24 protein-coding genes are annotated in these 26474 nt (G+C 66.4%); 15 read left to right on the top strand and 9 right to left on the bottom strand.

The annotated features are described in order from the left end of the window. Positions 1 to 19: 19 nt before the first annotated feature. Together U5805_RS22850 and U5805_RS22845 are read right to left on the bottom strand one after the other, a co-directional pair. Positions 20 to 877 carry a type IV pili methyl-accepting chemotaxis transducer N-terminal domain-containing protein gene (locus U5805_RS22850; RefSeq protein WP_322105780.1) on the bottom strand — a complete coding sequence of 286 codons (858 nt, stop codon included), beginning with the start codon at positions 875 to 877 and terminating at the stop codon, positions 20 to 22. Positions 878 to 1364: 487 nt separating this feature from the next. Beyond that, on the bottom strand, positions 1365 to 1568 hold the full coding sequence (locus tag U5805_RS22845) for a DUF2970 domain-containing protein (RefSeq protein ID WP_322105779.1): 204 nt from the start codon (positions 1566 to 1568) through the stop codon (positions 1365 to 1367). 460 nt (positions 1569 to 2028) lie between these two features. Here U5805_RS22845 and U5805_RS22840 point away from each other — a divergent pair, with 460 nt between their 5' ends. The 9 genes from U5805_RS22840 to U5805_RS22800 all read left to right on the top strand — a co-directional run bounded on the left by U5805_RS22840 (position 2029) and on the right by U5805_RS22800 (position 13489). Beyond that, the gene (locus tag U5805_RS22840) at positions 2029 to 3447 is read left to right on the top strand and encodes a PLP-dependent aminotransferase family protein (RefSeq protein ID WP_322105778.1); all 1419 of its coding nucleotides are present in this window, start codon (positions 2029 to 2031) and stop codon (positions 3445 to 3447) included. Positions 3448 to 3561: 114 nt separating this feature from the next. Next, positions 3562 to 5394 carry a nitrite/sulfite reductase gene (locus tag U5805_RS22835; RefSeq protein ID WP_322105777.1) on the top strand — a complete coding sequence of 611 codons (1833 nt, stop codon included), beginning with the start codon at positions 3562 to 3564 and terminating at the stop codon, positions 5392 to 5394. Further along, positions 5391 to 5816 (top strand): DUF934 domain-containing protein, encoded by a 426-nt coding sequence (locus U5805_RS22830; RefSeq protein ID WP_322105776.1) that lies wholly within the window; start codon positions 5391 to 5393, stop codon positions 5814 to 5816. The genes U5805_RS22835 and U5805_RS22830 overlap by 4 nt, the downstream gene beginning before the upstream one ends. A gap of 516 nt (positions 5817 to 6332) precedes the next feature. After that, complete coding sequence (locus U5805_RS22825) at positions 6333 to 7949, top strand: peptide ABC transporter substrate-binding protein (protein WP_322105775.1); 1617 nt, start codon at positions 6333 to 6335, stop codon at positions 7947 to 7949. A 13-nt stretch (positions 7950 to 7962) separates the two neighbouring features. Continuing rightward, positions 7963 to 8901, top strand: coding sequence for an ABC transporter permease subunit (locus U5805_RS22820; RefSeq protein WP_322105774.1), 939 nt, complete (start codon positions 7963 to 7965; stop codon positions 8899 to 8901). Positions 8902 to 8915: 14 nt separating this feature from the next. Then, on the top strand, positions 8916 to 9794 hold the full coding sequence (locus U5805_RS22815; protein ID WP_322105773.1) for an ABC transporter permease: 879 nt from the start codon (positions 8916 to 8918) through the stop codon (positions 9792 to 9794). A gap of 1 nt (position 9795) precedes the next feature. Then, a complete protein-coding gene (locus tag U5805_RS22810; protein WP_322105772.1) occupies positions 9796 to 10794 on the top strand; it encodes an ABC transporter ATP-binding protein in 999 nt (332 codons plus the stop codon). Then, a complete protein-coding gene (locus U5805_RS22805; RefSeq protein WP_322105771.1) occupies positions 10791 to 11816 on the top strand; it encodes an oligopeptide/dipeptide ABC transporter ATP-binding protein in 1026 nt (341 codons plus the stop codon). Before U5805_RS22810 ends, U5805_RS22805 begins: the two co-directional genes overlap by 4 nt. A gap of 95 nt (positions 11817 to 11911) precedes the next feature. Next, entirely contained in the window at positions 11912 to 13489 is a 1578-nt protein-coding gene (locus U5805_RS22800; protein WP_322105770.1) for an OprD family outer membrane porin, read from the top strand. 70 nt (positions 13490 to 13559) lie between these two features. On the opposite strand, the gene U5805_RS22795 is transcribed toward U5805_RS22800, so the two are convergent. The 4 genes from U5805_RS22795 to U5805_RS22780 all read right to left on the bottom strand — a co-directional run bounded on the left by U5805_RS22795 (position 13560) and on the right by U5805_RS22780 (position 18651). After that, positions 13560 to 13901 (bottom strand): carboxymuconolactone decarboxylase family protein, encoded by a 342-nt coding sequence (locus U5805_RS22795; protein WP_322105769.1) that lies wholly within the window; start codon positions 13899 to 13901, stop codon positions 13560 to 13562. Beyond that, positions 13879 to 14325 carry a MerR family transcriptional regulator gene (locus U5805_RS22790; RefSeq protein ID WP_322105768.1) on the bottom strand — a complete coding sequence of 149 codons (447 nt, stop codon included), beginning with the start codon at positions 14323 to 14325 and terminating at the stop codon, positions 13879 to 13881. The genes U5805_RS22795 and U5805_RS22790 overlap by 23 nt, the downstream gene beginning before the upstream one ends. A gap of 325 nt (positions 14326 to 14650) precedes the next feature. After that, on the bottom strand, positions 14651 to 16150 hold the full coding sequence (locus tag U5805_RS22785; RefSeq protein WP_322105767.1) for a SulP family inorganic anion transporter: 1500 nt from the start codon (positions 16148 to 16150) through the stop codon (positions 14651 to 14653). A gap of 413 nt (positions 16151 to 16563) precedes the next feature. Further along, positions 16564 to 18651 (bottom strand): putative bifunctional diguanylate cyclase/phosphodiesterase, encoded by a 2088-nt coding sequence (locus U5805_RS22780; RefSeq protein WP_322105766.1) that lies wholly within the window; start codon positions 18649 to 18651, stop codon positions 16564 to 16566. Positions 18652 to 18803: 152 nt separating this feature from the next. On the opposite strand from U5805_RS22780, the gene U5805_RS22775 reads away from it, so the two are divergent. Then, positions 18804 to 19124, top strand: a complete 321-nt coding sequence (locus tag U5805_RS22775) for a hypothetical protein (protein ID WP_322105765.1) — start codon at positions 18804 to 18806, stop codon at positions 19122 to 19124. A gap of 102 nt (positions 19125 to 19226) precedes the next feature. Here U5805_RS22775 and U5805_RS22770 read toward each other — a convergent pair whose 3' ends face one another. Next, on the bottom strand, positions 19227 to 19604 hold the full coding sequence (locus U5805_RS22770; protein ID WP_322105764.1) for a hypothetical protein: 378 nt from the start codon (positions 19602 to 19604) through the stop codon (positions 19227 to 19229). 217 nt (positions 19605 to 19821) lie between these two features. Here U5805_RS22770 and U5805_RS22765 point away from each other — a divergent pair, with 217 nt between their 5' ends. Then, entirely contained in the window at positions 19822 to 20055 is a 234-nt protein-coding gene (locus U5805_RS22765) for a hypothetical protein (RefSeq protein ID WP_322105763.1), read from the top strand. A gap of 341 nt (positions 20056 to 20396) precedes the next feature. Here the strand turns inward: U5805_RS22765 and U5805_RS22760 are convergent, their stop codons facing one another. After that, on the bottom strand, positions 20397 to 21302 hold the full coding sequence (locus tag U5805_RS22760) for a LysR family transcriptional regulator (protein ID WP_322105762.1): 906 nt from the start codon (positions 21300 to 21302) through the stop codon (positions 20397 to 20399). Positions 21303 to 21452: 150 nt separating this feature from the next. Here U5805_RS22760 and U5805_RS22755 point away from each other — a divergent pair, with 150 nt between their 5' ends. From U5805_RS22755 to U5805_RS22740, 4 genes are all read left to right on the top strand, one after another. Continuing rightward, positions 21453 to 21866, top strand: a complete 414-nt coding sequence (locus U5805_RS22755; protein WP_322105761.1) for a RidA family protein — start codon at positions 21453 to 21455, stop codon at positions 21864 to 21866. 132 nt (positions 21867 to 21998) lie between these two features. Continuing rightward, a complete protein-coding gene (locus U5805_RS22750; protein WP_322105760.1) occupies positions 21999 to 22787 on the top strand; it encodes a transporter substrate-binding domain-containing protein in 789 nt (262 codons plus the stop codon). A gap of 53 nt (positions 22788 to 22840) precedes the next feature. Then, a complete protein-coding gene (locus U5805_RS22745; protein ID WP_322105759.1) occupies positions 22841 to 24226 on the top strand; it encodes an MmgE/PrpD family protein in 1386 nt (461 codons plus the stop codon). Between the two features lie 72 nt (positions 24227 to 24298). Next, on the top strand, positions 24299 to 25267 hold the full coding sequence (locus U5805_RS22740) for an agmatinase (RefSeq protein ID WP_322105758.1): 969 nt from the start codon (positions 24299 to 24301) through the stop codon (positions 25265 to 25267). 74 nt (positions 25268 to 25341) lie between these two features. Here the strand turns inward: U5805_RS22740 and U5805_RS22735 are convergent, their stop codons facing one another. Then, positions 25342 to 26301: a LysR family transcriptional regulator gene (locus U5805_RS22735; protein WP_322105757.1), complete on the bottom strand. Its 960-nt coding sequence runs from the start codon at positions 26299 to 26301 to the stop codon at positions 25342 to 25344. Positions 26302 to 26474: the final 173 nt, after the last annotated feature.

Raw genomic sequence — 26474 nt, 5'->3', positions numbered from 1 at the left:
CTCTCCCCAGTAGTGGATCTCAGCCCGCAACGCGGGCAGGCATCCGTTGAATCCGTGCGCCGATGGAGGCCGGCGATGTCGATGTCGAGGGCGATGTCGAGGGCGATGTCGATGTCGATGTTGGCGATGTCGATGGCGCGGCGCCGCTCGCCCTGGATGCCGATGCGGCTGCCGACGTGTTCGCCGCGCCTGGGCTCGTCTCGCGCTTGCCGACCACGCTTTGCACGAGCGCGTCCATTTCGCGGATCACGTGCGCGAGTTCCGCCGTGATGACCGCGAATTCGCGGCCGTACTGTCCCGCGCGCGCCGCCGCCACGCGCGCGTTGAGCGCCACGATGTTGGCGCGCATCGAAATGGACGCGAGTTCGTCGACAATGCCCGCGTGGCGCCTCGCCGTCGCGGCTTCGACGCCGCGCATTTCGTCCTGATACGCCTGCGTGATCGCTTGCAGCAGATCGAGCAGCGGCGTCGCTTCGGCGGTGAGATTCGCCACCGCGGCTTCGCCCGCTTCATCGGCTTCCTGCGCGCGACGCGCACCGCCCGCCAGCTTGCGTTCGAGCGCATCGCACGCCTGCGCCGCCATCGTCACGAACGCGCGAATGCGCGCGTCGGCCTTGCGCGCGCCGAAGTACAACTCGCGCAGCGCCGGCGAGAACGCGCCGGGAAAGTGCGCATCGCCTTGCGCGAGTTTCGCGTGCGAGGCGGCAAAGGCCGCGAGGCAATCCCGCGCGACGGCCAGCGCCGCCGCGTCGCCGCGCGAGCCCAGCAGCGCATGCAGCACGATGCGTTGCGAGAGCATGCGCTGGCGCCCGGCCAGATTGATCAGCTCGCCGACGATCTCGCCGGTGACGCCCGGTGTCGTATCCCGCTTGTCCATCGTTTAGTCGTGCAAACCGTTTTGACGTGTCGTCCTGCGTGTGCCCGATCGCGGCGAAGACAAAAAAAAAGCGTCCCGAAGCGCACCCGCGAGACGCCTCGTCTCTTCGGGTATCGCTTCGGGACGCCGTTGCCCCGCTCGATCAAGCTCGATCGAAAATGCCCCGTTCGCCTGTGCGCCGAACGGTAAGCGCAAAATCGTTGAAGCCGCCATTGGCTTCGGGGCTTACAAAGCAATAGCCATGCCAATGGGCTTTAACGCAGTCGGCGAGCGCGGCGCAAGCGCCCGCTGTGCGGGGAGTTCGCGGCGAGGCGCGGTATTCTGGAAGGGAGCGGAAGGACGCGGCGAGGCGCAAAGGGCGCCACCATTCGTGTGCCTGGCGTGACAGGTCGTGGTGCAGCGCAGCGTGGCGGCGCACCATCGCCGGGCGGCGGGGTGTGCAGGCGGAGCGAGGCGAACGCGCGAGGGAAAGCTTGCGGCCCGGCGCTCAGAAACCCTGCGCCGTGCCCGTGGCGTGAGCGACGAGCAGCACGATGCCGAGAATGCCGCCGCCGATCAGCGCGGCCAACGCCAGCGCCACGAACGGCAGCAGCGTGAAGTTGACGTTGGCGAAGTCCGCTTCGTGGGCCGCGCGCCGGCGCACGCCGAAGAAGCTCCACAAGACGATGCGTATCATGCGCACGAGTTCCATGCCGTTCTCCATTCGTGATGACCTGTGTGCATGGTCGGCTTTTGGCGCGCACGTGAAAAGCAGCAGTTGCCGACGATTCGACCGACGCAGCGGCGCATGCAACGACAAGGCGGCAACAACGCAACGACGAGGCAGCAACGAGGCAGCAAGAACGCAACAACGAGCCACGGCAAACGCCGATACGCCGATACGCCGCTCGCGAACCCGCAACGAGAAATGCCCCGGCACTTGCGTGCCGGGGCCAAATGCTTGCCGCGCTACAGGCAAAAAAGAGCCGCAAGCTCTGCGGGTTTAGGTGATGAAGCCGGGCACTCGCGCAGTTATCCCGGCGCATCCGGGGGTACAGACCCGAACTGCGATGCGCGCTGACCGCTATCATGCGGGGGCGCGCCGCGGCCGTACAGCAGCAGTCGGCGACAAAATCAGCGCAGCAGTCCTTCATCGACGAGAACGACCCCGCATGACACGCTACGAACGCCTCGCCCAAGGCATGGCCGCTGAAATCCGCTCCGGCAACCTGAAGCCGGGCTCGCGCATGCCGTCGCTACGGCAGATCATCGCGCAGCACGGCGTGAGCCAGTCCACGGCCGCGCGCGCCTACTATCTGCTCGAACAATGGGGGCTCGTGCGCGCCGAGGAGCGCTCCGGCTACTTCGTCGCGCCGCTCGCGAAAGCCGCGCACGGCGATTCGGCAAACGCGAGCGAAACGGCCATCGTCGACATCAGCGAGCTCGTGTTTTCGGTGCTCGACGCGGCCAAGCGGCCCGGCATCGTGCCGCTCGGTTCCGCGTTTCCCTCGCCGCTGCTGTTTCCCATGGCGCGGCTCGCGAAGTCGCTCGGGCAGGCCGCGCGCAGCGTGAGCCCATGGAGCACGGTGGTCGATCTGCCGCCCGGCAACGAAAGCCTGCGCCGCCAGATCGCGCTGCGTTACATGCGCATGGGCATCTCGCAACCCGCCGAGGAAATCGTCGTGACCAATGGCGCGCTCGAAGCGCTCAACCTGTGCCTCATGGCCGTCACGCAGCCGGGCGACGTGGTGGCCGTGGAGTCGCCGGGCTTCTACGCGGCCTTGCAGGCCATCGAGCGGCTCGGCCTGCGCGCCGTCGAAATTCCCGTCGATGGCGCGAGCGGGCTCGACCTCGACGCGCTCGCGCATGCGCTCGAGCGCCACCCGATCCGCGCGTGCTGGTTCATGACCAACTTCCAGAATCCCACGGGCGTGACGCTTTGCGCCGCGAAAAAGCAGGCGCTCGTCGAACTGCTCGCGCGCCACGACGTGCCGCTCATCGAGGACGACGTGTACGGCGAATTGCACTACGCGCCCAACTATTCGCCGCCCGCGCTCGCGTTCGACCGCCACGGCCTCGTCATGCACTGCGGCTCGTTTTCGAAGACGCTCGCGCCTGGGTATCGCGTGGGCTGGGCGAGCGCGGGCCGCTTCGCCGCGCGCGTGCAGCGCCTGAAGCTCATGACCACGCTTTCGGCGAGCATTCCCGTGCAGGCGGGCATCGCCGATTATCTGGAGCACGGCGGCTACGAGCGGCATCTAAAGAAGATTCGCCTCGCGATGCAGGCGCAGCGCGACGCCATGCTTGGCGCCATCGCCCGCTGGCTGCCCGAAGGCACGCGCCATACGAACCCGCAAGGCGGCTATTTTCTCTGGCTCACGTTCCCCGCGCGCATCGACGCCATGGCGCTGCACCGGCTCGCGATCGAACGCGGCATCAGCGTGGCGCCGGGGCCGCTCTTTTCGGCGACGCACGGCTTCGAGAACTGCATCCGCCTGAACTACGGCCATCCGTGGTCCGCGCGCATCGACGACGCCATTCGCACGCTGGCCGAACTGCTCGCGCATCCCGAAGTGCGCGCGCGCGACTAGGCGGGCCACGCGCATCTGCTGCGCTTTTTTCGGCGGCATCTGCTGCTTGAGAGGCGTGCGGCGGCGCGATAACGTCAACGCTTCCTCCCAGCATGGCGTGCTTGCCGCCGTTTTATGTATCGCTACAACGAATTCGACAAGGCCTTCGTCGCGAGCCGCGCGGCGCAGTTTCGCGATCAGCTCGAACGCTGGCAAAGCGGCAAGCTCAGCGAAGAAGCGTTCCGCCCGCTGCGGCTGCAAAACGGCTGGTACGTGCAGCGCCACGCGCCCATGCTGCGCGTGGCCGTGCCCTACGGCGAACTCTCCAGCGCGCAACTGCGCGTGCTGGCCCGCGTCGCGCGCGACTACGACGCGCCGGAAACCGACGTCTACGCCCGGGCGCTCGCGGCGCAGCGCGCGCTCGGCACCACGCGCCTGCCCACGCATCATGCGCACTTCACGACGCGCACCAACGTGCAGTTCAACTGGATTCCGCTCGCGAAGGCCGCGGACGTGATGGACCTGCTCGCGAGCGTCGATATGCACGGCATTCAGACGAGCGGCAACTGCATCCGCAATATTTCCTGCGACGAGCGCGCGGGCGTCGCGCCCGACGAAATCGCCGACCCGCGCCCGTTCGCCGAAATCATGCGGCAGTGGACCACGCTGCATCCCGAATTCGCGTTCCTGCCGCGCAAGTTCAAGATCGCGATCACGGGCGCGGCCGAGGATCGCGCAGCCACCGGCTGGCACGACGTGGGCCTGCGTCTCGTGCGCGATGCGCATGGCGAACTGGGCTTTCGCGTGGCCGTGGGCGGCGGCATGGGGCGCACGCCGATGACGGCCGTCGTGCTGCGCGAATTCTTGCCGTGGCAGCAGATCATGAACTACATCGAAGCCGTGGTGCGCGTGTACAACCAGTTCGGCCGCCGCGACAACAAGTACAAGGCGCGCATCAAGATTCTCGTGAAGGCCGAGGGCCAGCGCTTCGTCGACGAAGTGGAGGAAGAATTCCGCCAGATCGTCGATATCGACGGCGGCCCGCACACCATTCCGCACGCCGAACTAGAACGCGTGAGCGCGCACTTCATGGTGCCCGACGCGGCCGCCGTGGAGCGCGCGATCGCGCCCGCCGCCGCGCGCGAACTCGAAGCGGCCGCGCACGCGCAACCGCTGCTGCGCCGCTGGCTCGAACGCAACGTCGCGGCCCACCGGCATGCGTCGATGCGTATCGTCACGCTCTCGTTCAAGCGCCTGCTCCAGGCGCCCGGCGACGCCTCGGCGGAACAGCTCGAACGCGTGGCCGATCTCGCGGAGCGGTTTTCGGCGGGCGAGGCGCGCGTCTCGCACACGCAAAACGTCGTGCTGCCGTGGGTTCACGTGAACGACCTGCTGCCGCTCTGGCAAGCGGCTTGCGCGCTGCAACTCGCGAGCGCGAACGTCCACCTGCTCACCGACATGATCGCGTGCCCCGGCGGCGACTTCTGCGCGCTCGCCAACGCGCGCTCGCTGCCCATTGCCGAAAGCATCGCCGAGCGCTACCAGGACCTCGACGAACTCGACGACATCGGCGAGATCGATCTGCATATCAGCGGTTGCATCAACTCGTGCGGCCATCATCACAGCGGGCATATCGGCATTCTGGGCGTCGACAAGGACGGCGCCGAGTGGTATCAGATCACGCTCGGCGGCGCGGACGGCTCCGCGCGCGGCGGCGAGGCGCGGCCCGGCAAGGTGATCGGGCCGTCGTTCGCGGCGCACGAAGTGACCGACGCCGTGGACGCCGTGCTCACGTGCTATCTCGCGCTGCGCGAGCCGTGCGGCGAAGGGGCTGGCGAAGGATCTTGCGACAGGCGCGAAACCTTCGTCGAAACGGTGCGCCGCGTGGGCCTGGAGCCGTTCAAGGCCGCCGCCGACGCGGTGCGCGCCCACGCGGAGCAAGCCGCCCGCGCGGAGCAAACCACATGAGCGCCGCCCGTCTCCTGCTCGTCACGGCCGCCGCCCATGCCGCCGCCCATGCTGCGGAAAGCGGCGCCGACGCCGCACGCGTCGTCGCCTTGTCCAACGACGCCGATCCGCTCGCCCACGCCGCCGAAATCGCCGTGGCCGCGCGCGTCGAACTCCACTTCCCCGCCTTCACCGACGGCCGCGCATACAGCCAGGCGTGGCTCATACGGCGGCGCCTGGGCTTCGCGGGCGACCTGCGCGCGACGGGCGAAGTGCTCGTCGACCAGTTGCAGCAAATGGAGCGCGTGGGCTTTTCGAGCGCGGTGCTGGCCGACGGCGCGGACATCGACCACGCGCGGCGGCAACTCGAACGCTTCGCTTCGTTCTACCAGGGCGACGCCGTGCGCCCCGCGCCCTATCGCGCCAAAACGCCGGCGCGGTAATCGACTCGACCGCCTTCCGGGCGAGGTTCGCATCTCCCGCGTCGCGAACTTCGCCATTCTTCTTTCGCTCGCTATGTTTCGCTCGCTATGCAGCGACACGACGTTCCAACGCGCGCATTAAGTTCCTCGCAACCTTAAAGGCATGGCGCTTCGGCATTGATTAAAAGCAATGCTATTGCTCGATTCGCGAGGCGCGCCCAATGCCGTCTGAATCGCCGCTTTTTCAAGACTGCTGTAGTCCGCTTTTTCAAACCGTGAATAATGATTTCAATATCAACGGTTTAACCGGTCAGTCCATTTTTAATTCGATTGCGCGGCGTCATTGGGTATAAGACAACTCTGAATTTAGTCGCGGCGCTCACGGATTGACAAGCCTCGCGCCGATTCCAATAATCGCCCCCGGCTTGCCCACCAGGCTAGTTCTAGCTCCCGCAGGAACGCAGCGCTCGCACACGCGAATGCACGGTATTCCAGGCGATTCACGCTTCGCATAACGACATTATCGAGGAGACCAACATGACACGATCATCGTTCGTCGCGGCGGCGCTCGCCGCCTTCGCGCTCGCTCAGTTCCCGGCCGCACGCGCCGTCACCGTCGCGGCCGGCACCCCGCTCGCCGCGAAACAGGAAATCACGCGCCAGATACTCGCCGAGGTCGAATCGCTCGATCCGGCGCTGATCGAAAGCACGGGCGCGAATCTCATCGGCATCGACCTGTACGAAGGTCTCACGCACCTCGACGCGGCCGGCAACGTGGTTCCCGGCGTGGCCGTGTCGTGGACGCAAACCGCGCCCGACACCTGGGTTTTCAAGCTGCGCCGCGACGCCAAATGGAGCGACGGCCACGCCGTCACCGCCGCCGACTTCGTCTACGCGTGGCAGCGCCTCGCCGATCCCAAAACCGCCTCGCCCTACACGGTCGCCGTCGAATTCGTCAAGAACGCGAAGGCCGTGATCGCCGGCAAGCAGCCGCCCGCGGCGCTCGGCGTGCGCGCGGTGGACGCCTGGACGCTCGAAGTCAAGACCGAAGCGCCGGTGCCGTTCTTCCCCGAGATGCTGTTCAATTCGTCGATGGCGCCCGTCGATCGCGCGGCCATCGCGAAGTCGGGCGCGGCATGGACGCGGCCGGGCAATCTCGTCGGCAACGGCGCGTACCGGCTCGTCGAATGGCAACCGAACAACCGCATCGTGCTCGAAAAAAATCCGCACTACTGGAACGCGGCCAACGTGCCCATCACCAGAGTGACCTGGATGCCGATCGAAAACGACGAAACGGCCATGCGCATGTTCCAGGCGGGCCAGATCGACATGACCTACGAAGTGCCCTCGGGCCAGTACGCTTCGCTCACGAAGCAGTTCGGGCCGGAACTGCGCGCGAACACGCAGATCGGCACGTACTACTACGCGCTCAACAACAACGATCCGGCGCTGCGCGACGCACGCGTGCGCACGGCGCTTTCGATGGTGATCGACCGCGATCTGCTTACGTCGAAAATCACGCAAAGCGGCGAGCGGCCCGCATACGGGCTCGTCACCGAAGGCACCCGGGGCGCCGACCGCTATCAGCCCGAATGGGCCGCATGGCCGATGCCGAAGCGCGTGGAGAAAGCGCGCGAGCTGCTCAAGGCAGCCGGTTATTCCGATGCGAAGCCGCTCACGCTCTCGCTCGTCTACAACACCAACGACCTGCACAAGAAGGTCGCGCTTTTCGCCACGAGCGAATGGCGCAGCAAGCTCGGTGCGAACGTGAAGCTGGAAAACCTCGAGTTCAAGGTGCTCCTCAAGCAGCGCCACGAGGGCGCGTACCAGATCGCGCGCGACGGCTGGTTCGCCGATTACAACGACGCCACCTCGTTCTACAACCTCGTGAAATGCGCTAGCCCGCAGAACGACCAACGCAACTGCAACGCCCGCGCCGACGCGCTCGTCGACGAAGCGAACCGGCAAGGCGACGCCGGCAAGCGCCGGGCGCTCATGACGCAGGCGTTCGCGCTCGCACAGGCCGACTCGCCGCTCGTGCCGCTGTTTCAGTATGCGAACGCGCGCCTCGTGAAATCGTATGTGGGCGGTTATGCGCTCACGAACTATCTCGACCAGCGCGCGACGCTGGACATGTACATCATCAAGCACTGACCGCACGCCCGCCATGTTCGCCTACACCTTGCGCCGCGCGCTCTGGGCGGTGCCGACCGTGCTCGCCGTCGTGACTGCCTGCTTCCTGCTGCTGCATCTCACGCCCGGCGGCCCGTTCGACACGGACAAGCCGCTTTCCGCGGCCACGCTCGCCAATCTCAACGCGCGCTATCACCTCGACGAGCCGCTGTGGCAGCAGTATCTGCGCTATCTCGGCGGTCTGCTGCACGGCGATCTCGGCAACTCGTTCCGCTACGCCGACTGGACCGTGAACGAACTCGTGAAGCAGGCCGCGCCGGTGAGTCTCGGCATCGGCGGGATTTCGATTCCGCTCGCCGTGCTCGCGGGCGTTGCGCTCGGCACGCTCGCGGCCGTGCGCCGCAACAGCGTCGTCGATCACGGCGTGATGCTGCTCGGCAACCTCGGCAATGTCGTGCCGCCGTTCGTGCTCGGCCCGGTGCTGGTGCTTTGCTTCGCCATCCTGATCAAATCCGCCGACGGCAACGGCTGGCTTCCCGCCGGCGGCTGGGGCGAGGGCGACTGGCGGCACCGCGTGCTGCCCGTCGCGCTGCTCGTGATCGTGAATTCGGCGGCCATCGCGCGCGTGATGCGCGGCAGCCTGATCGAAGTGCTGTCGGGCAACTTCATCCGCACCGCGCGCGCGAAAGGCCTGCCCGGCCGCACGATCGTGTTGCGCCACGCCTTGCGCCCCGCGCTCATGCCCGTCGTTTCGCTGCTCGGACCGGTGTGCATTTCGTCGATCACGGCGGCCGTGGTCACGGAGTCCGTGTTCGCGCTGCCCGGCCTCGGCCAGCTTGTCGTGAACGGCGCCGTCAATCGCGACTACACGCTCGTGCTCGGGCTCGTCGTGCTCACCACGGTCTGCGCCGTGCTTTTCAATCTGCTCGTCGACCTCGCCTATGCGTGGCTCGATCCGCGCATTCGTTACTGAACGCCCGCGCCATCATGAATGCTTCTCCTCTCGCGGCCAGCGCGCCGTCGCGGCGGCGCGCGTCGCCCGCGCTCGCGCGTTTCCTGCGCCATCGCGCGGCACTGGCGAGCGTCGTGCTGCTCGCGCTCATCGCGCTGGCCTGTTTCATCGGCCCGCTGCTGCTGCCCAACACGCCCACCGACAACGACTGGAGCGCCATCAGCCTCGCGCCCACGCTGCAAGGCAGCCACTGGTTCGGCACCGACGAACTCGGCCGCGACCTGCTCGCGCGCACGCTCGTGGGCGGCCGCGTCTCGCTCGAAGTGGGCTTGCTCGGCACACTCGTATCCGCGCTCGTCGGCGTCGTGTACGGCGCGACGGCGGGCTTTCTCGGCGGCCGCGTGGACGCGGCGCTCATGCGTATCGTCGACATGATGTACGCCATTCCGTACATGCTGATCGCCATTCTCGTGGTCACGCTGTTCGGCCGCACGTTCTCGCTCGTGGTGCTCACGATCAGCGCGTTCTCGTGGCTCGACATGGCGCGCGTCGTGCGCGGGCAAACGTTGTCGCTGCGCTCGCGCGAATTCGTCGATGCCGCGCGCGCCATCGGCGTGCGCCCCGCCGCGATCATCGCGCGCCATATCGTGCCGAATCTCGCGGGGATCGTCGCCGTGTATGCGACCGTCACCGTGCCGTCGATCATTCTTACGGAGTCCGTACTATCGTTTCTCGGCCTGGGCGTGCAGGAACCGATGACGAGCTGGGGCGTGCTGATCCAGGACGGCGCGCAAAAGCTCGACGCGATGCCGTGGCTGCTGCTCGGCCCCGCGCTGCTGCTTTGCACGACGCTCTATTGCGTGAACTTCGTCGGCGACGGTCTGCGCGACGCTTTCGATCCGCGGGAGCGTTGAGATGGCGCTGCTCGAAGTCGAAAACCTCAGCGTGCGTTTCGAACGCCGCGACGGACCGCCCGTCACCGTCGTACACGACGTCTCCTTCTCGCTCGAAGCGGGCGGCACGCTCGGCATCGTCGGCGAATCGGGTTCCGGCAAAAGTCAAACGGTGATGGGCATGCTCGGGCTGCTCGCGTCCAACGGCCGCGCCGGCGGGCACGCGCGCCTGCGCGGCGAAAACCTGCTGGCGATGAAGCCGCGCGCGCTCAACCGCATTCGCGGCGACCGCATCGCGATGATCTTCCAGGACCCGATGACGTCGCTCAACCCGTTCCTCACGGTCGAACGGCAAATGACCGAGGCGCTGCAACTGCATCGCAAGGTGTCGCGCCGCGCGGCGCGCGAGCGCGCAATCGAGGCGCTGGAGCGCGTGCGCATTCCCGACGCCGCGCGCCGTATCGGCATGTATCCGCACGAGTTTTCGGGCGGCATGCGCCAACGCGTGCTGATTGCCGCCGCGCTGATGATGGAGCCCGACGTGCTGATTGCCGACGAGCCCACCACGGCGCTCGACGTCACGGTGCAGGCGCAGATCATGGCGCTGCTGCGCGAGATGAACCGCGAGCGCGGCACCGCCATTCTGCTGATCACGCACGACATGGGCGTGGTGGCCGAACTCTGCGACGACGTGATGGTGATGTACGCGGGCCGCGCCGTCGAAAAAGCGAGCGCGCGCGCCTTGTTCGAACAGCCCTTGCATCCGTACACCAACGGGCTGCTCGGCGCGCTGCCGCGCCTCGACGCGCCCGGCGGCGAACCGTTGCGCACGATTCCCGGCATTCCGCCGGTGCCGGGCAGCGCGGGCGGCGCCGAACACGCGGGCTGTGCCTTCGCGCCGCGCTGCGCCGCGGCGTTCGAACGCTGCCGCATTCACACGCCGCCGCTCGAATCGATCGACGCGCCCGACGGCGTGCGCCTGAGCGCATGCCATTTGCCGATTCCAGGAGCCCGCGCATGATCCGCGAACCCGCCGCTCAAGCGGACACGCTGCTTTCCGTGCGCGATCTCGCCGTGCATTTTCGCGTGGCGAACGGCGCGTGGCCGTGGCAGAAGTCGCTGCTGCGCGCCGTCAACGGCATTTCGTTCGACGTGCGGCGCGGCGAAACGCTCGGCCTCGTCGGCGAATCGGGCTGCGGCAAATCCACGCTCGCGCGCGCCCTGATCGGCCTTGCGCCCGTCGCGGCGGGCAGCGTGCGCTGGCGCGGCAACGAAACCGTGACCGGCGCGCGCCGCGACCTTCACGAACTGCGGCGCGGCGTGCAGATGATCTTTCAGGACCCGCTCGCTTCGCTGGACCCGCGCATGTCGATCGGCGAGATCGTCGCGGAGCCGTTGCGCACGCACGCGGCGCACCTGGGCCGCGAGGAAATCCGGCGCCGCGTCCTCACCATGCTCGAACGCGTGGGCTTGAGCGAGCGCCACGTCGAACGCCGCGCGCATGAAATATCGGGCGGCCAATGTCAGCGCGTGGGCATCGCGCGCGCGCTAATCGGCGAACCCGCGCTCGTGATCTGCGACGAACCGGTTTCCGCGCTCGACGTCTCCATTCAGGCGCAGATCGTCAACCTGTTGCGCGACCTGCAACGCGAGCTTGGGCTTGCGCTGCTGTTCGTCGCGCACGATCTTGCCGTGGTGAAGGCGCTCAGTCATCGCGTGATGGTGATGTACCTCGGCCGCGTGATGGAACTGGGCACGCGCGAAGCCGTGTACGGCACGCCCGCGCACCCGTACACGCGCGCGCTGCTCGACGCCGTGCCGGTGCCCGATCCCGCGCGGGCGCGCGAGCGGCACGCGCCTTTGCTCAAGGGCGAAATTCCCTCGCCGCTCAAACCGCCTTCCGGCTGCGCGTTTCGCACGCGCTGCCGCAATGCCTCGGAGCGCTGCGCCGAAGCGCTGCCGCCGGCGGCCGAGATCGGCGCGACTCATTCGATCGTGGCGTGCTGGCACCCCCGCATCGCCGACGATCCTCCCGCTGCCTGAAGCACTCGCCTCGCCGTATGCGAGGCGGCGCTCCGGTAGATAGGCAGTCCTAATGAACTGCCGAACTCGAACGACAACTAAATCAGAGACAGACGATGAAAAGAGACACCACCGCAAGACGTCCGGCCACCGCCGTTGCCGCGCTCGCCATCGGCTTGCCGCTTTGCTTCGCGCAACCCGCGCGGGCCGCCGACGCGGCTCAAATCGCCGTGCCGGCAGGCGTTGCCGTACACAAGGCCAAGGCGAAGCACAAGCGCAAGCACCGCACGGCGAACGCGCAGAACGCGAGCGCGCAACAAGGCCAGGTGCAGAACGCGCAGGTACGTGAACCGGCCGTGGAGCCGCTCGTCCAGCCCAACGCGCCCGAATTGCTCGCTGCGGGCTCGCCCGAACTCGGCGCGAATCGCGCGGTGGAAGCCGACAATCCGGCGCACGCGCAATCGGCGCAAGCGCAGAGCAAGGGCTTTATCGACGACAGCCATCTCGCGCTGAATCTGCGCAATTACGCCGACCATCTCGACATGGAAGGCGGCCCGCACCGGCACGCGTGGGTGCAAGGCGCGATGCTCGACTACACCTCGGGCTACACCCAGGGGCTCGTGGGCCTGGGCGTGGACGCTTCGTTCTACGGCGCGTTCAAGCTCGACGGCGGCCGGGGCGCGGGCAACATGGTACACGTGGGCAAGGACGGCGGCGGCTCGAACCAGCTCGCATGGGGCTACCCCGGCATCTGGGACGTGAAGGCGCGCGTGTCCGATACGGTCGTGAAATACGGCTTGCAGATGGTCTCCGACAATCCGTTCTTCGAACCGCACGACAATCGCGCGCTGCCGCCCACGTTCCTTGGCGTTTCGGCGGTCAGCAAGGACGTCGCCGACGTGACGCTGCAAGCGGGCAGCTTCACCAAAGTCAACGATCGCGGCCACACCAATCTCAGCGATCTTTCCACCTCCTATGGCGGCGTGGCGTTCAAGCGCTTCAGCTACCTGGGCGGCAGTTGGGATTACAGCAAGAGCGGCAGCCTCGCGCTGTTCGCAAATCAAGCCGACGACGTTTGGCGCCAGTATTACGGCTCCGTGCAGCAGAGTTTCGGCGATCCCTCCACGGTCAAATGGACCGGCTTCGCCAATATCTATTCCACGCACAACGCCGGCGACGCGAAGCAAGGCCATATCGACAACAACGCGTACAGCCTTTCGCTCGCCGCCCAGCATGGCGCGCATTCGCTGCTGTTCGGCTATCAGCAGGTTCTCGGCGACCAGTTCTTCGACTACGTGAACGAAACGGCCGGCATCTACCTCGTGAATTCGATGGACGTCGATTACAACGCGCCGCACGAGCAATCGTTCCAGGTGCGTTATGGCTTCGACGGAAAATACGCGGGCTTGCCGGGCGCGAACGCGATGCTCTGGTACGCGCTCGGCTGGGGCGCGAACGCGACGGCCGGTGCGCTCGCGAATCCCGCTTCGGGCCTGTACTGGAAGAACGGCGAGCCGGTACACGGCTCGCATCACGAATTCGGTTTCATCCCTTCGTATACGCTGCAAAGCGGGCGCTTCAAGAATACGAAGGTCACGTTCATCGCGATGTGGCATCACGGCTCGAAGTACTACTCCGACGCGAGCAACATGGAATACCGTCTCGTGGTCAATCTGCCGGTGAAGATCTTCTGACGCCTGCCGTTATTTCATTCGTTATCCGAACCAAATGCGGGCTGCCGGAACGGGCCCGCATTGCCTTTTTTCAGCCGTGTTGGGCGAACACTTCGCGCGCCGCGAAAAGCCCGTTGAGCGCAGCCGGAAAACCGGCGTACACGGCCATCTGCATGATGATTTCCACGATCTCATCGCGCGTGAGCCCCACGTTCAAGCCAGCCGCGATATGCACCTTGAGCTGCGGTTGCGCATGGCCGATCGCCGTGAGCGCCGCGATGGTCGCGATTTCGCGCGCGCGCACGTCGAGGCCGGGTCGCGCGTAGATATCGCCGAACGGAAACTCAAGCAGATACCGCGCGAAGTCCGGCGCGATGTCGGCCAGCGAGTCGATCACGCGTTCTCCCGCGCTACCGTCGATCTCCGACAACATGCGTTTGCCTCGTGCGAGCCGGCTTTCGTCGCGTGCGGGCGTGGGCGGGTTCGTCTGTTGCATGCTCGTTCCTTGGTTCCATGTGGGAATAACCGTCGATTTTTTTGTCGAGAGCGAGAAGGCACGTTTGCAGTTCGGCGACCTGCGCGCGCACGGCGTCGCGATGCGCCATGAGCAGCGCGCAACGCTCGGCCTCGGTCGCGCGCCCGGCGGCGCGCAGCCCGGCGTAACGGAGCATGCCCTGGATCGGCATGCCGGTCGTTTTCAGGCGGCCGAGAAAGCCGATCCATTCGAGCACCGTGCGGTCGTAGGCGCGTTGGCCCGACGCATCGCGCGCGGCGTAGGGAATGAGCCCGATGCGCTCGTAATAGCGGATCGTGTGCGCCGAAAGCCCCGTGAGCGCGGCCAGTTCGCCAATCTTCATGTGCGTTTCCTTCATCGACGGTTGAGATGGTGAGACTTCGAGCGCGCTCCAGGTCAAGCGCGTTTTTCGCGGGCGGTTTTCGCGGGCGTTTTTGCCGCCGGCACAGCCGAGCACGCGTTCGGCGCGCGCCGCGACGAACTCGGCGAACTAGCGAACTAGCGAACTAGCGAACTAGCGAACTAGCGAACTAGCGAACTAGCGAACTAGCGAATTTTAGGCAACGGCTGACGGCGCGGACGAAAAAAAGCGGGCCGCAAGCCCGCTTCGTTCATCCTGCATCGGCAATCGCATCGGCGAGCGCATCGCCCACCGCATCGGCCGCCATTCAGCCCGGCACCTTCACTTCGAAATCGGCCCGCGCCAGCAACGCGCTGCAACGCTTCGACAAATGCGCGAACGCCACCTGCTTGCCCGCGCGCTCGTAACGTTGCTGCACGGCTTCGAGCGCGGCGATGGCCGAATGGTCCGCCACGTGCAAATGCGCGCAGTCGATCGTCACGGCGGCGGGATCGTTCGCGGGGTCGAACAGCGTCTGAAAATGCGCGGCCGAAGCGAAGAACAGTGTGCCGCGCGGCACATAGGTGCGCGCGCCGCCGGCCGGACCGTGCCGGTCTTGTATGTCGCAGCGGAATTCGCGCGCGTGCTGCCACGCGAAATTGAGCGACGCGATGACGATGCCGCACAGCACCGCCGTCGCCAGATCCGTGCACACGGTAATGACCGTGACCGCGACGATCACCACGGCGTCGTTGCGCGGCACCTTGTGCAGCACGCGCAGCGAACCCCACGCGAAGGTTTGCGCCGCCACGACGAACATCACGCCCACCAGCGCCGCGAGCGGAATGCGCTCGATCAGCGGCGAGAGAAACAAGATGTAGAGCAGGATCATCACGCCGCTCGTCACGCCTGAAATGCGCGAGCGGCCGCCCGAGCCGAGATTGATCACGGTCTGGCCGATCATCGCGCAGCCGCCCATCGCGCCGAACAGGCCCGAAGCCACGTTCGCCGCGCCCAGCGCCACGCATTCGCGATTGGGACGGCCGCGCGTGGCGGTCACGTCGTCGGTGAGATTGAGCGTGAGCAGCGTTTCGAGCAGACCGACCACCGCCATCAGCACGGCATAGGGCGCGACAATCTTGAGCGTCGCGAGATCGAACGGCACGGCGGGCAGCGCGAACGCCGGCAAGCCGCCGGCGATGTGCGCCATGTCGCCGAGCGTGCGCGCCGGCAAGTGCAGCCCTTGCGCAACGAGACCCACGCCGACGATCGCCACGAGCGCGGGCGGCGCGGCCTTCGTGAGACGCGGCAGCACGAACACGATCGCCACGGTCAGCGCGACGAGACCCATCATCAACATGAGCGCGGCGCCGTGCATCCATTGCGGCCCGTTCGCGCCCGGCACCTTGAAGTGCTCGAACTGCGCGCGGGCGATGATGATCGCGAGGCCGTTGACGAAGCCGAGCATGACCGGATGCGGCACCATGCGAATGAGCTTGCCGAGCCGCAGCGCGCCGAACAGCATCATGACGATGCCGCTCAGCACGACGGTTGCGAACAGATACTGCGCGCCGTGCTGCACGACGAGCGCGACGATCACGACCGCCATCGACCCCGCCGCGCCCGAAATCATGCCCGGGCGGCCGCCGAACAACGCCGTGATCGTGCAGATGAAGAACGCGCCATAGAGCCCCGCGAGCGGATTGACGCCGGCGACGAGCGCGAACGCGATGCACTCGGGCACGAGCGCGAACGACGACGTGAGGCCCGCGAGCAATTCGCTGCGCAGGAAGGCGGTGCGGCTGACGCCGGTGTGGGCGAGTTCCATGAAACGGTACGGATGACGGCTGGTTGACTGAACGATGCGAACGGCGCGAACGGCGCGAGCGTCGAAGGCGTTGGGAGCGGCGCGGCCCGCCTGCGCGTCGCGCTCCCCTCGCGTCGAGCAAGGCGCCGGCAGGAAAACGTGAACGGGATTTTGGGGCGCGGACGCGAACCGCTGGGTTTTCGCGAGCGTTTCGCGCCGGTTCGTCGCGAGGGTTCGATAAAGCCCGCGGTCGCGCGACCGGTTTCTGACGGACGAAAGCGCGCATGCTAGCACGATTGGCAGGGGTTTGCCCTGGTGGCGTGGGCTGGCTCGAACCGGCGCGGGCGGAAACGGCTCAATACGCGCGCGGCGGCATGATTCGGCCGGCGCAACATGGCGGAGGCCAAACCTCCCGGCCCGCGCTCGGCCCGCGCTCAGCCCGCGCTCGCGCCTGCCGCCTCGCCCGCTATCTTCAACTGCCCGCTCGCCACGATTTGATCGAGCGGCGCCGGGCGGCCCAGCAGAAAGCCCTGCACTTCGTCGCAGCCTTCATCGGCGAGCAGCGTGAGTTGCTCTTTCGTTTCGATGCCTTCGGCCAGCACCGGAATTTCCAGGCTCTTGCCGAGCGCGAGCACCGCGCGAATGATGGCCGTGGTCTGGCGGTTCGACTCCGCGTCGCTCACGAACGAGCGGTCGAGCTTGATCTTGTCGAACGGGAACGAGCGCAGCGTGTCGAGCGACGAATAACCGGTGCCGAAATCGTCGAGCGCGATGTTCACGCCGAGCGCCTTGATGCGCTGAAGCACGGCAAGCGAGCGCTCGCGGTCGGCGAAGATCGTCGACTCGGTCAGTTCCAGTTCGAGCCGGTCGGGCGCGAGGCCCGTTTCGGCAAGCGTGGATTCCACGAGCCTGGGCAAGTCCGCGTGCGCGAACTGCACGGGCGAGAGATTCACGGCCACCTTGTACGGCGGTCGCCACGAAACCGCGCGCAGGCACGCCTCGCGCAGCACCCACGCGCCAATGCCGAGAATCAGCCCGTTTTCCTCGGCGAGCGGAATGAATTCGGCGGGCGAAATAAAGCCGTGGCGCGGATGCTCCCAGCGCAGCAGCGCTTCGTAGCCGCAAATGTCGCCGCTCGCGATGGACGTCTGCACCTGGTAATAAACGCTCAACTGCCCGCGTGAGAGCGCCTCGCGCAAATCGGCCGTCAGCGAGCGGCGCGCCCGCGCGATCTCGTCCATCGCAGGCTCGTAGAAACACACCGCATGCGTGAGGTCGGCCTTCGCGCGATACATCGCGAGATCGGCATTGTTGATGAGCACGGTCTTGCTGGTGGCGTCGTCCGGATAGATCGCGACGCCGAGGCTCGCGCCCGCGATCACTTCGGCGTCGTCGTAGCGGACCGGACGATAGAGCGCCGTTTCGAGCCGCGTAAGCAGGTCCGCGAGTTCGTCGCGCGCGGCGAAGCGCTGCATCGCCACGAATTCGTCGCCGCCCACGCGCGCGACGAATTCGCCTTCGCGCACGAGACCTTGCAGGCGCCGCGCGAGAATGCGCAGCACTTCGTCGCCCGCGTGGTGGCCGTGCAGGTCGTTGATTTCCTTGAAGCGGTTCAGGTCGATGCCGATCAACGCAAGCCGGCGCGTGTCGTCGCTGCGCGCCATTTCGGCGTCGATGCGCGCGTTGAAGCTCGCGCGGTTCGGCAGGCCCGTGAGCATGTCGCTCATCGCCATCGTGCGCAAATGTTCGACCGATTCGGCGCGTACGCTGTCGTCGAGCAGATAGCTCACGCAGCCCGCGCCCGCGATCACGAGCGCCATGCTCGCCACGGCGAGCGCGAGCGCCTGCAACGCGGCCGGATTCGTGAAGTCGCCGGGAATCGTGAGCGGCACGACCTGGAACGCGGTCATGCCGGTGAAGTGAAGCGCGGCAATGGCGAACGCCAGGATGCCCGCGACGACCGGCACGGCGGCATTCGTCGCTTGGCGCGCGCCGGCCGCGTCGTCCCGCGCGCGTGCGTGCGCCGCGCCGGCGCGCTGAAACGCAAGCGCGCTCGCGCCGACGGAAAACGCAATCGACGTCACGAGCCAGCCGCGGTTCCAACTGACGATGCCTTCCACGCGATACGCGAGCATGCCGGTGTAATGCATGAGCGCGACCGCCAGGCCGACGATCGCGCCGCCGAGCGTGGGCGCGGCGCGCGTGAAGCCGCTCATGGCCACGACGAAGCCGAGAAAACCGCCGACCAGCGCGATCAGCAGCGACGCGATGGTGAGCACCGGATCGAACGCGACCGGCACGCCGGGCTCGAAGCCGAGCATGGAGACGAAGTGCGTACACCAGATGTCGGCGGCGGCGACCACGGCGGCGATGAATTGCCAGCCCACGCGCTGCATGCCTTGCGTCGCGAACGCGCGCAGCACGAGACGCGCGGTGACCCACGAGCCCGCCCCGCATATCAGCACCGCGAGAAAAACAAGCCACAAATTGTGCTTGTACACGATGCAGCCGAACACGCTCATCACAAGGAACTCTCCAGTTTGCCGTGCGCACGCTCGCGGCGTGGCGCCTCGGCGCAGTATTGCGGCAGGTCGCGCGGCCTGCCGCTTCGCTTCGTTCTCTTCGTTCCGTCTCGCCGCATGCCCGGCGCGCGCGGGCCGCACGGCATCCGCCGATGCCTGCATCAACGACGCTTGAACAAGAAGAAAGCGGAAAAGATGAACGGCGCGCCTCGATGCGTCGGGCGCGCGCGGTATGGGCGGGACTAATCGGCGGCCCGAATCGGACCGGCGCACGAGTTTACGGCACGCGGACGGGAAAGTTCAATATTCCCTTTGCAGAACAAGTACATGCAAACGTTTGCATGATTCTGGAGCTTTCGCCGGAGGATTACGTGCGCTTACGGGCGCTGGCGTGTAATCCGGGCGTCGCTGTTTTGCGGGGTTTTTTGCCGATATTTTTTGCCGACGTTTTTGCCGATGCAGCGCCGCGATAACCGGGCACGCCGTTGCTTCAGCGAACCCGTGCATAGGCCGCGCGGACGTATCGTGTATTTCGGCTTCGCGGGTCGGTATCGAAGACCCGCGTTCAACAGGCGCTAGTGCGAAAACTCGCTGCCCGGCGGTTGAAGGCGCGTACGCTCGCCAACGCGCAGCGAAGAAGAGAAGTAAGTCATATGCGAATGCGTCTGCAACTCGGGATGTTGCGCGAGCATTTCGCCGAGGCTTTTGCTGTCGCCGGCGCTTGCCGTCGCGTGCGGCCAGCGATGCAGCATGAAACCCGGAGCGGTCGTTTCGTTGCGCGGCATCGGTATCGACGACGGCTGCGCCGGCATCCTGAACCCAAACGTGTTTCGCGGCAGATTCTGCGACCAGGCGGCATGAGCCAGCAGCACGGCTCCGGCCAATGAAAGCAATTTGAGAGCAGGCAGTATTTCTCTTTTCATATGTCGTGCGGGTTGGTGTGGAACGTTCAACCCCAAGACATTGCTTAGTCTGCGAAGAAGCCGCAATCGGACGTTTCCTAACTCTGCTATTCGCGCGATGTGGCCGGGACGCCGTCAGCCATCATCGCCGAAAGCCATGCGTGGAGCGCACGGCGCTTCGCGGCATGCGCGACCGGTTCGCGAAAGCGGAGCTGACGCCGCTTCACGCGTCCCCCACGCGGCGACACGATGCTCCGTCGCTGCATTCATGGCACCGCGCGAACGGGCGCGCCTCGCAAAGCGCTTGCGCGAGATTCCGGTGTACCGCCGTCAGTTCGATTCGAGTGGGCTCGGTGAACCGTTGAAACTGTTCGCGGCCTTCGCCCAGAACGAGTTCGGTGATCATCGAAAACAACCGCTCTGTGCGCGCGCGCTGAAGAATCTGATTCACGGCGTCGCACTGTTCGGGATCTATTTCTCGCACGATCCTGCTGGCTCCTGATTTAAGGCCGCGAATCTATCACGATCGCATTGAAACTTCTGCAACCGCCTCGCCGGATAAGCGCGGCATCGCGCCGCAGCCCGCGAAGCGACTCATCGCTACGTGTCGCACCCTAACTTGCGGCACTTTCGCCGCCGGCGTTCCTGCCCCGCGCTCGCGCCGAATCGAACCACAACGGCACGCCAACCCGCCCGCGCAGCGCGGCGAATTCGCACGTTCATGCGCGTTTTCCGGCTATGTACTGGGGTTTTGGGCGTTGGCCGCACTGCGCGCCGTCTCGTTCCCGGCTGCGCGCGTGGCGATCGCCGGCTAACGCGCGTGCCGGCTTCGGCATCGACACTTCATGCGGCGCGCGCCGCGCGCCCGGCGTCCAGCGAAGGATGCAGTTCGCGGAGAATGTCCAGCATCAACTGCAAGCGACGGCTGACCGGACGCGAAGCCAGCGTCACGACGCAGCCCGCGTGCTCGTATGACGGGCTATGGCGCTGGAGCCGCAAGTCGAAGCGCTTGCCGAGCAGTTCGCCATAGTGAGTCGGCAATATGCCCTGATAGTCGCCACTCGCGACGAGCGCGCCGATCGCGTCCAGCCCGCCGGCCTCGGGGCCGCGCGAAAAGGCGCCGCTGGCGAGCGCCTGTTCGACGTAAGGATGCGGACGATAAACCAGCGGCAAGGAAGCGCTTTCCTTGCGCCCGCTGACGCGCCCCGAGACGTACACGCCGTGCCGTTCGCGATAGATCGGCAGATAGTTGAAGTGCGAGTCGTCCTCGTAATGGCCTCGAATCGCCACATCGACACGCTGGTCGTGAAGCGCGCGATTCAATTCGACAAACGAAAAAACGACGATCTCCGGCCGAACCGCGGGCGCGCGCTGCTTCAGCCTCTCCAGCGCCTCGGGCAGCCGGCATTCGGGATGCGTCAGCGTGTGCTCGCCAATGCCGATCGTGAGCGAGCCGGACAGCACGCCATGCGCCGCGTCCATCTCGGGGCGAATGCGTTCCAGCGCGCGCAATGCCGTCGACGCCAGATCCAGCGCCACCATGCCTTCGGCCGTCAATTTGAAGCCGCCCGGCCCGCGCTCGCACAATCTCACGCCCAGCCGGGCTTCGACTTTCTGCACATGCCGGCTGATCGAGGCCTTGGACATCGGCAAGTTCTTTTCGGCGGCCGCGAATCCACCCGCCTGCGCCGCGTGGCAAAAAACGCGCAGCGAGCGGAGATCGCGTTCGTCGAATTCGAGCTTGGCCATGCAATGCCCCGAAGGTTTCGTTTTCCAAGACTAACCCGACAAAAAACTCGTTTTCTAAAAGTTTTTGTCTTTTCTAGAGTGGACTCGTTCGCAGGGCACGCCCTGCTCTTTTCCCCGATATCCACCTCAAGGCGACTCGAAGGAAGCACGATGGCGCACACCCGAATCCGTAAATTCAATACCAAAGAAACGTATCCCGAACAGAATCTCGACAACGATCTGTGCCAGGCCGTCGTGGCTCGCGGAACGCTGGTGTTTCTTCGCGGGCAGATCGGCCAGAATCTCGACACCTCCGAATGCGTCTGCATCGGCGACGTGGAAGGCCAGGCCGAGCAGGCCATGAAGAATATCGACATGCTGCTGAAAGAAGCGGGCAGCCAGCTCGCGCACATCACCAAGGTCACGGTCTACATTTCCGATCCGCGTTATCGCGAAGCCGTGTACCGCGTGATGGGCCGCTGGCTGAAAGGCGTGTTTCCCGTTTCGACGGGGATAGTCGTGAGCGCCTTCGCTCGCACGGAATATCTGGTCGAGATCGACGCCACCGCGGTGATTCCCGATTGAGCGAATTTTGACGTCAAAACCGTTGCGGTAATCTAAGCCGAACGTCCGAAGCACGACCCGAAGGAAAAGATTCGACTCGCGTCGTTTTCCTCGGCATTTTATTTGGCATCCTAACAATACAGGACAGTCATCATGTTCGCTTTCAAAAAGGCGCTTCTCGGTGCGCTCGTTTGCACGGGGCTGTTCGCCTCCGTCGGCGCCCATGCCGATAACGCGGTCGAACGCATTCAGGCGGCGAAAGTCATTCGTGTCGCGGTTCCGACCGACTACGCGCCTTACGGCTCGGTGGGACCGGACATGCAGCCGATGGGTATCGACATCGACACCGCCAACCTGGTTGCGAACAAGCTGGGCGTCAAGCTCCAGCTCATCCCCGTTACGGCGCCCACTCGCGTCGCGTATCTGCAAACGGGCAAGGCCGACATCACGATCAGCTCGCTCGGCAAGACGCCGGAGCGCGAGAAGGTCATTGATTACACCATTGCCTACGCGCCGTTCTTCGACGCCGTGTACGGTCACACCGCTCTTTCGGTCAAGAATTTCGGCGACATGACGGGCAAGACCGTGTCGGTCACGCGCGGCTCGATGCAGGACGAGGAAATTTCGACGAAAGCGCCGGGCGCCGTCATCCGGCGCTTCGAAGACAACAATTCGACCATCCAGGCATTTCTCTCGGGCCAGACGCAGATGATGGCGGTGGGCACCACGGTGGCGGCGGTCATGCAGAAGCAGCATCCCGGCCTCGATCTGAACCTCAAGGAAATTCTCTCGAATTCGCCGTGCTATATCGGCGTGCCGAAGGGCGAGCAGGATCTCGTCGACAAGCTGAACCAGATCATTCGCGAGGCGAAGGCCGACGGCACGATCGACAAGATCGCGATGAAGTGGCTCGGCACGCCCGCCGGCAATCTTCCCGAATAACGGCGCAAGCCATTCGGCCGGCACACGCGGCCGGCACACGCGCGGGAGCAAGCATGATGACCGCCATCGAGCGCATGGCGCAATGGGTCTGCGGGCTGACGTACGCGCAGTTGCCCGACGAGGTTCGGCGCGTGGCCACGCATGCCGTTGTCGACACCTTGGGCGTGATGATCGCGGGAAGCGCGACGCCGGTGGCGACGCGCGCGCGCGGCGCGTTGGGGCACCTCTTTTCAGCAGGCGAATGCGACGTACCCGGCGTGGCGGCAGCGGCCGGCGCAGGCGGGAAAAAAACCTGCGCGACGGCGGCCGCATTCGTCAACGGCGTCGCCGCGCACGCGCTGGATTTCGACGACAACAGCTACGCCGGTTTCGTACACGCTTCGGCCGTGATCGTTCCCGCGGCCTTGGCCGTCACGCAAATGGCGAAACGCTCGGGCGCGGATCTCGTCGCCGCTTACGTGGCCGGCGCGGAATGCGAGCTTGCGCTCGCCCAGGCGTTGGGCCGCGCGCCCTACGATCGCGGCTGGTGGACGACGGGACTCTTTGGCGCGATCGGCGCGTGCGCCGCGGCGTGCTGCGCCTTGCGGCTGGATGCGCGGCAAACGGCAGCGGCGCTCGGATTGGCCGCGGCGGGAGCCGGTGGCACGAAAGCCGTGTTCGGCACCGATGCCAAAGCGCTGCTCGTGGGGCAGACCGCCGAAGCCGGCGTGCGCGCTGCCTTGCTCGCCCAGGCGGGATGCAGCGGCCCGGCCGATGCGCTCGACGGTCATACGGGACTCGCTGCGCTCGTGAACGGCGGCGCGTTCGACTTCGAGGCGCTCGCGCGGCTCGGCGCGCACGGGAACGCGCACTGGCGTCTTTTGCAGCCCGGGATCGACGTAAAGCGGATTCCCGTCTGCCTCTCCTCGCACGCGGCGGTGGACGCGCTGCGCGAACTGATCGCCGAAGGCGCGGACCCCGCGCGGATCGAGCGCGTGGTGTGCGACGTGCCGCCGATCGTCGTGCGCAATCTGAAATACGCGGAACCCGTCACGCCGCAGCAAGCGCAATTCAGCCTGCCGTTCGCGATCGCCGCGACGCTGTTGCTCGGCGACATTTCGCTTTCCAGCCTCACGCAAGCCGTGGTCACGCGCCCCGACATCGTTCGGGCGATGCATAGGGTCGGCATGACGTCGTCCGCGCGCTGGGCCGACCCGGCGATGGACACGGCGGCGCCCGAAGGCGCGCACGTTCAGGTGCGAATGCGCGACGGCCGCACGCTTTCGCGGTTCCGCGCGATGGCGAACGGTTCGAGCCGGCATCCGCTGGACGCGCAGGCGATCGGACGCAAGTTTCTCGAATGCGCGTCGCGCGCGATGCCCGAGGAGCGCGCGCGCCGCACGCTCGCCGCATTGATGAAGCTCGGCCAGCACGCCGACACCCAAACCCTGTTCAACTGAAGCGATGCGGATGCGGCGCCGCTCAACGCCACCGCCGCTCCGCCGCTTCACCGCCAGCAATCTGGAGAGTCAATGGAATTCCCGTTGGTACTGCCCCCTTCGAAAAAGCACCAGAGCTTTCTCTGGTCGCCGATCTGCACGAACCTCGACGAACTCGACGCGCACATTGCCATCCTCGGCATTCCGTTCGGCCAGGCGTACATTGCCGATCACATCAGCAACGATCAGAGCAAGGCGCCGGACGCCGTGCGCGCGATGAGCGACCGCATCTGCCGCGCGCTCCATCACTACGACTTCGACGTGGGCGGCCCCATCTACGACAACCGCGCGCTGAAGGTGGTGGACTGCGGCAACGTGCCGGCCGACCCACGCGACCTGAGCACGCATGGCCCGCGCTCCGAGTTGGCGGTTCGCAAGATTCTCAAGGCCGGCGCGATGCCGATCGTGCTGGGCGGCGACCATGCGATTCCGATCCCGGTGCTGCGCGCGTTCGACGACCAGGGGCCCATCACGCTCATTCATGTCGACGCGCATCTCGACTGGCGCGACGAGATCAACGGCGTTCGCGAAGGACTGTCGAGCACCATCCGCCGCGCGTCCGAGATGGCGCATGTCGGCGAGATTTTCCAGATCGGTCTGCGCGCGCAGGGCAGCGGCCGCCAGGCCGACTATGACGCGGCGGTGGCTTACGGTTCGCATCTGATTCCCGCTTACGAAGTACACGAAAACGGCATGCGTTCGGTGCTCGACCGCATTGCCGACGGCGGGCGCTACTATCTGACCATCGACGCGGACGGCCTCGACCCGTCGATCGCGCCAGGCGTGGCGGGACCGGCGCTGGGCGGCATCACCTATGTCCAGATGCGCCAGCTCATTCACGGCCTCGTGAAGAAGGGGCGCGTGGTGGGCATGGACATCGTCGAAATCACGCCGTCGGCGGACGTGAACAACATCACGTCGATTACCGCGGGGCGCCTGATCGTGAACCTGATCGGCGCGGCCGTGCGCGCGGATTACTTCGACGCTCCGCGCGCCGGTTGAACGAAGGCCGGCGTGCCGGGCACGTCGGCGCTGCGGCGCGATCCGATGACGCAAGCCGTGCGCCGGCCCGCGCTCTACGCACCGTCGCCAGCGCGCGCCGAACGCATCGAAGCGCGACCGGCGCCCTTCGCGAGTTGCTCCGCCTCGAGCCGCGCACGCAGGCGCGGCGCGGCGAAATCGAGAAATGCGCGCAGCTTGAGCGGCAGCGGCGCCTGACCCGCATGCACGAGACTCACGGGCCACGCGGGCGGCTCGACATCTTCGAGCACGAGTTGCAGCTTGCCTTCGCGCACGGCGTTCGTCACCTGATACGAAAGCACGCGCGCGACGCCCAAGCCGAGCAGCGCGGCGTCGATGGCGGCTTCCGCGGTATTGACGAGCAGGCGCGAGCGCAGCGGCGGGGCGACCGTCTCCTTGCCCGCGCGAAACGTCCACGCGCGCGTCGACGACAACCCGTTCGACGCAATGCACGCGTGCGCCGCAAGATCGTCGGGATGCGCGGGCGTGCCGTGCTGCGCGAGATACGCGGGACTCGCGCACACCACGCGCCGCATCTCGCCCACGCGCAGGGCGACGAGCGCGCTATCGGGCAATTCGCCGATGCGCACGGCCGCGTCGACGCGTTCTTCGAGCAGATTGACGAGGCTGTCCGCCAGCATGAGCCGCACGCCGATCTCGGGAAACTGCGCGAGAAATGCCGCGACCACAGGCAGCACGTGCAAGCGCCCGAACACCACGGGCGCGGTGATCGCGAGTTCGCCGCGCGGCGCGCTGTATTCGCCCGTGGCGGCACGCTCGGCCTCGCCCACTTCGTCGAGAATGCGCCGGCACGCGGCCACATAGGATTCGCCCGCTTCGGTCAGCGCGAGCTGGCGCGTGCTGCGCGTGAGAAGCCGCGTTCCCAGATGCGCCTCCAGGTCGTTGACCTTGCGGCTGACCGTGGCGAGCGGCATGCCCAGACGCCGCGCCGCCGCCGAAAGGCTGCCCGCGTCCACCACGGCGATCAGGACGTTCATGGCGTCGAGCCGGTCCATCGGGTTCTCGCTTGCTGGAAAGATGAGCTCCGATCATGACCGATTCGCGCGCGCAGCGATAGCGCCGAGATGGCGCCGCGCGCCGATTGCGCCGATTGCGCCGATTGCGCCGTTCCGTGCCGGCCGCCGCAAGAACAGCGCCCCGGCATCGCGCGATGCCGGGGCGTTGTTTT

The sequence above is a fragment of the Paraburkholderia sp. J41 genome (assembly GCF_905220235.1).
Classification (GTDB): domain Bacteria; phylum Pseudomonadota; class Gammaproteobacteria; order Burkholderiales; family Burkholderiaceae; genus Paraburkholderia.
Note: the sequence above shows the minus strand (reverse complement) of the source record. Positions and strands in the feature narration are given on the sequence as shown.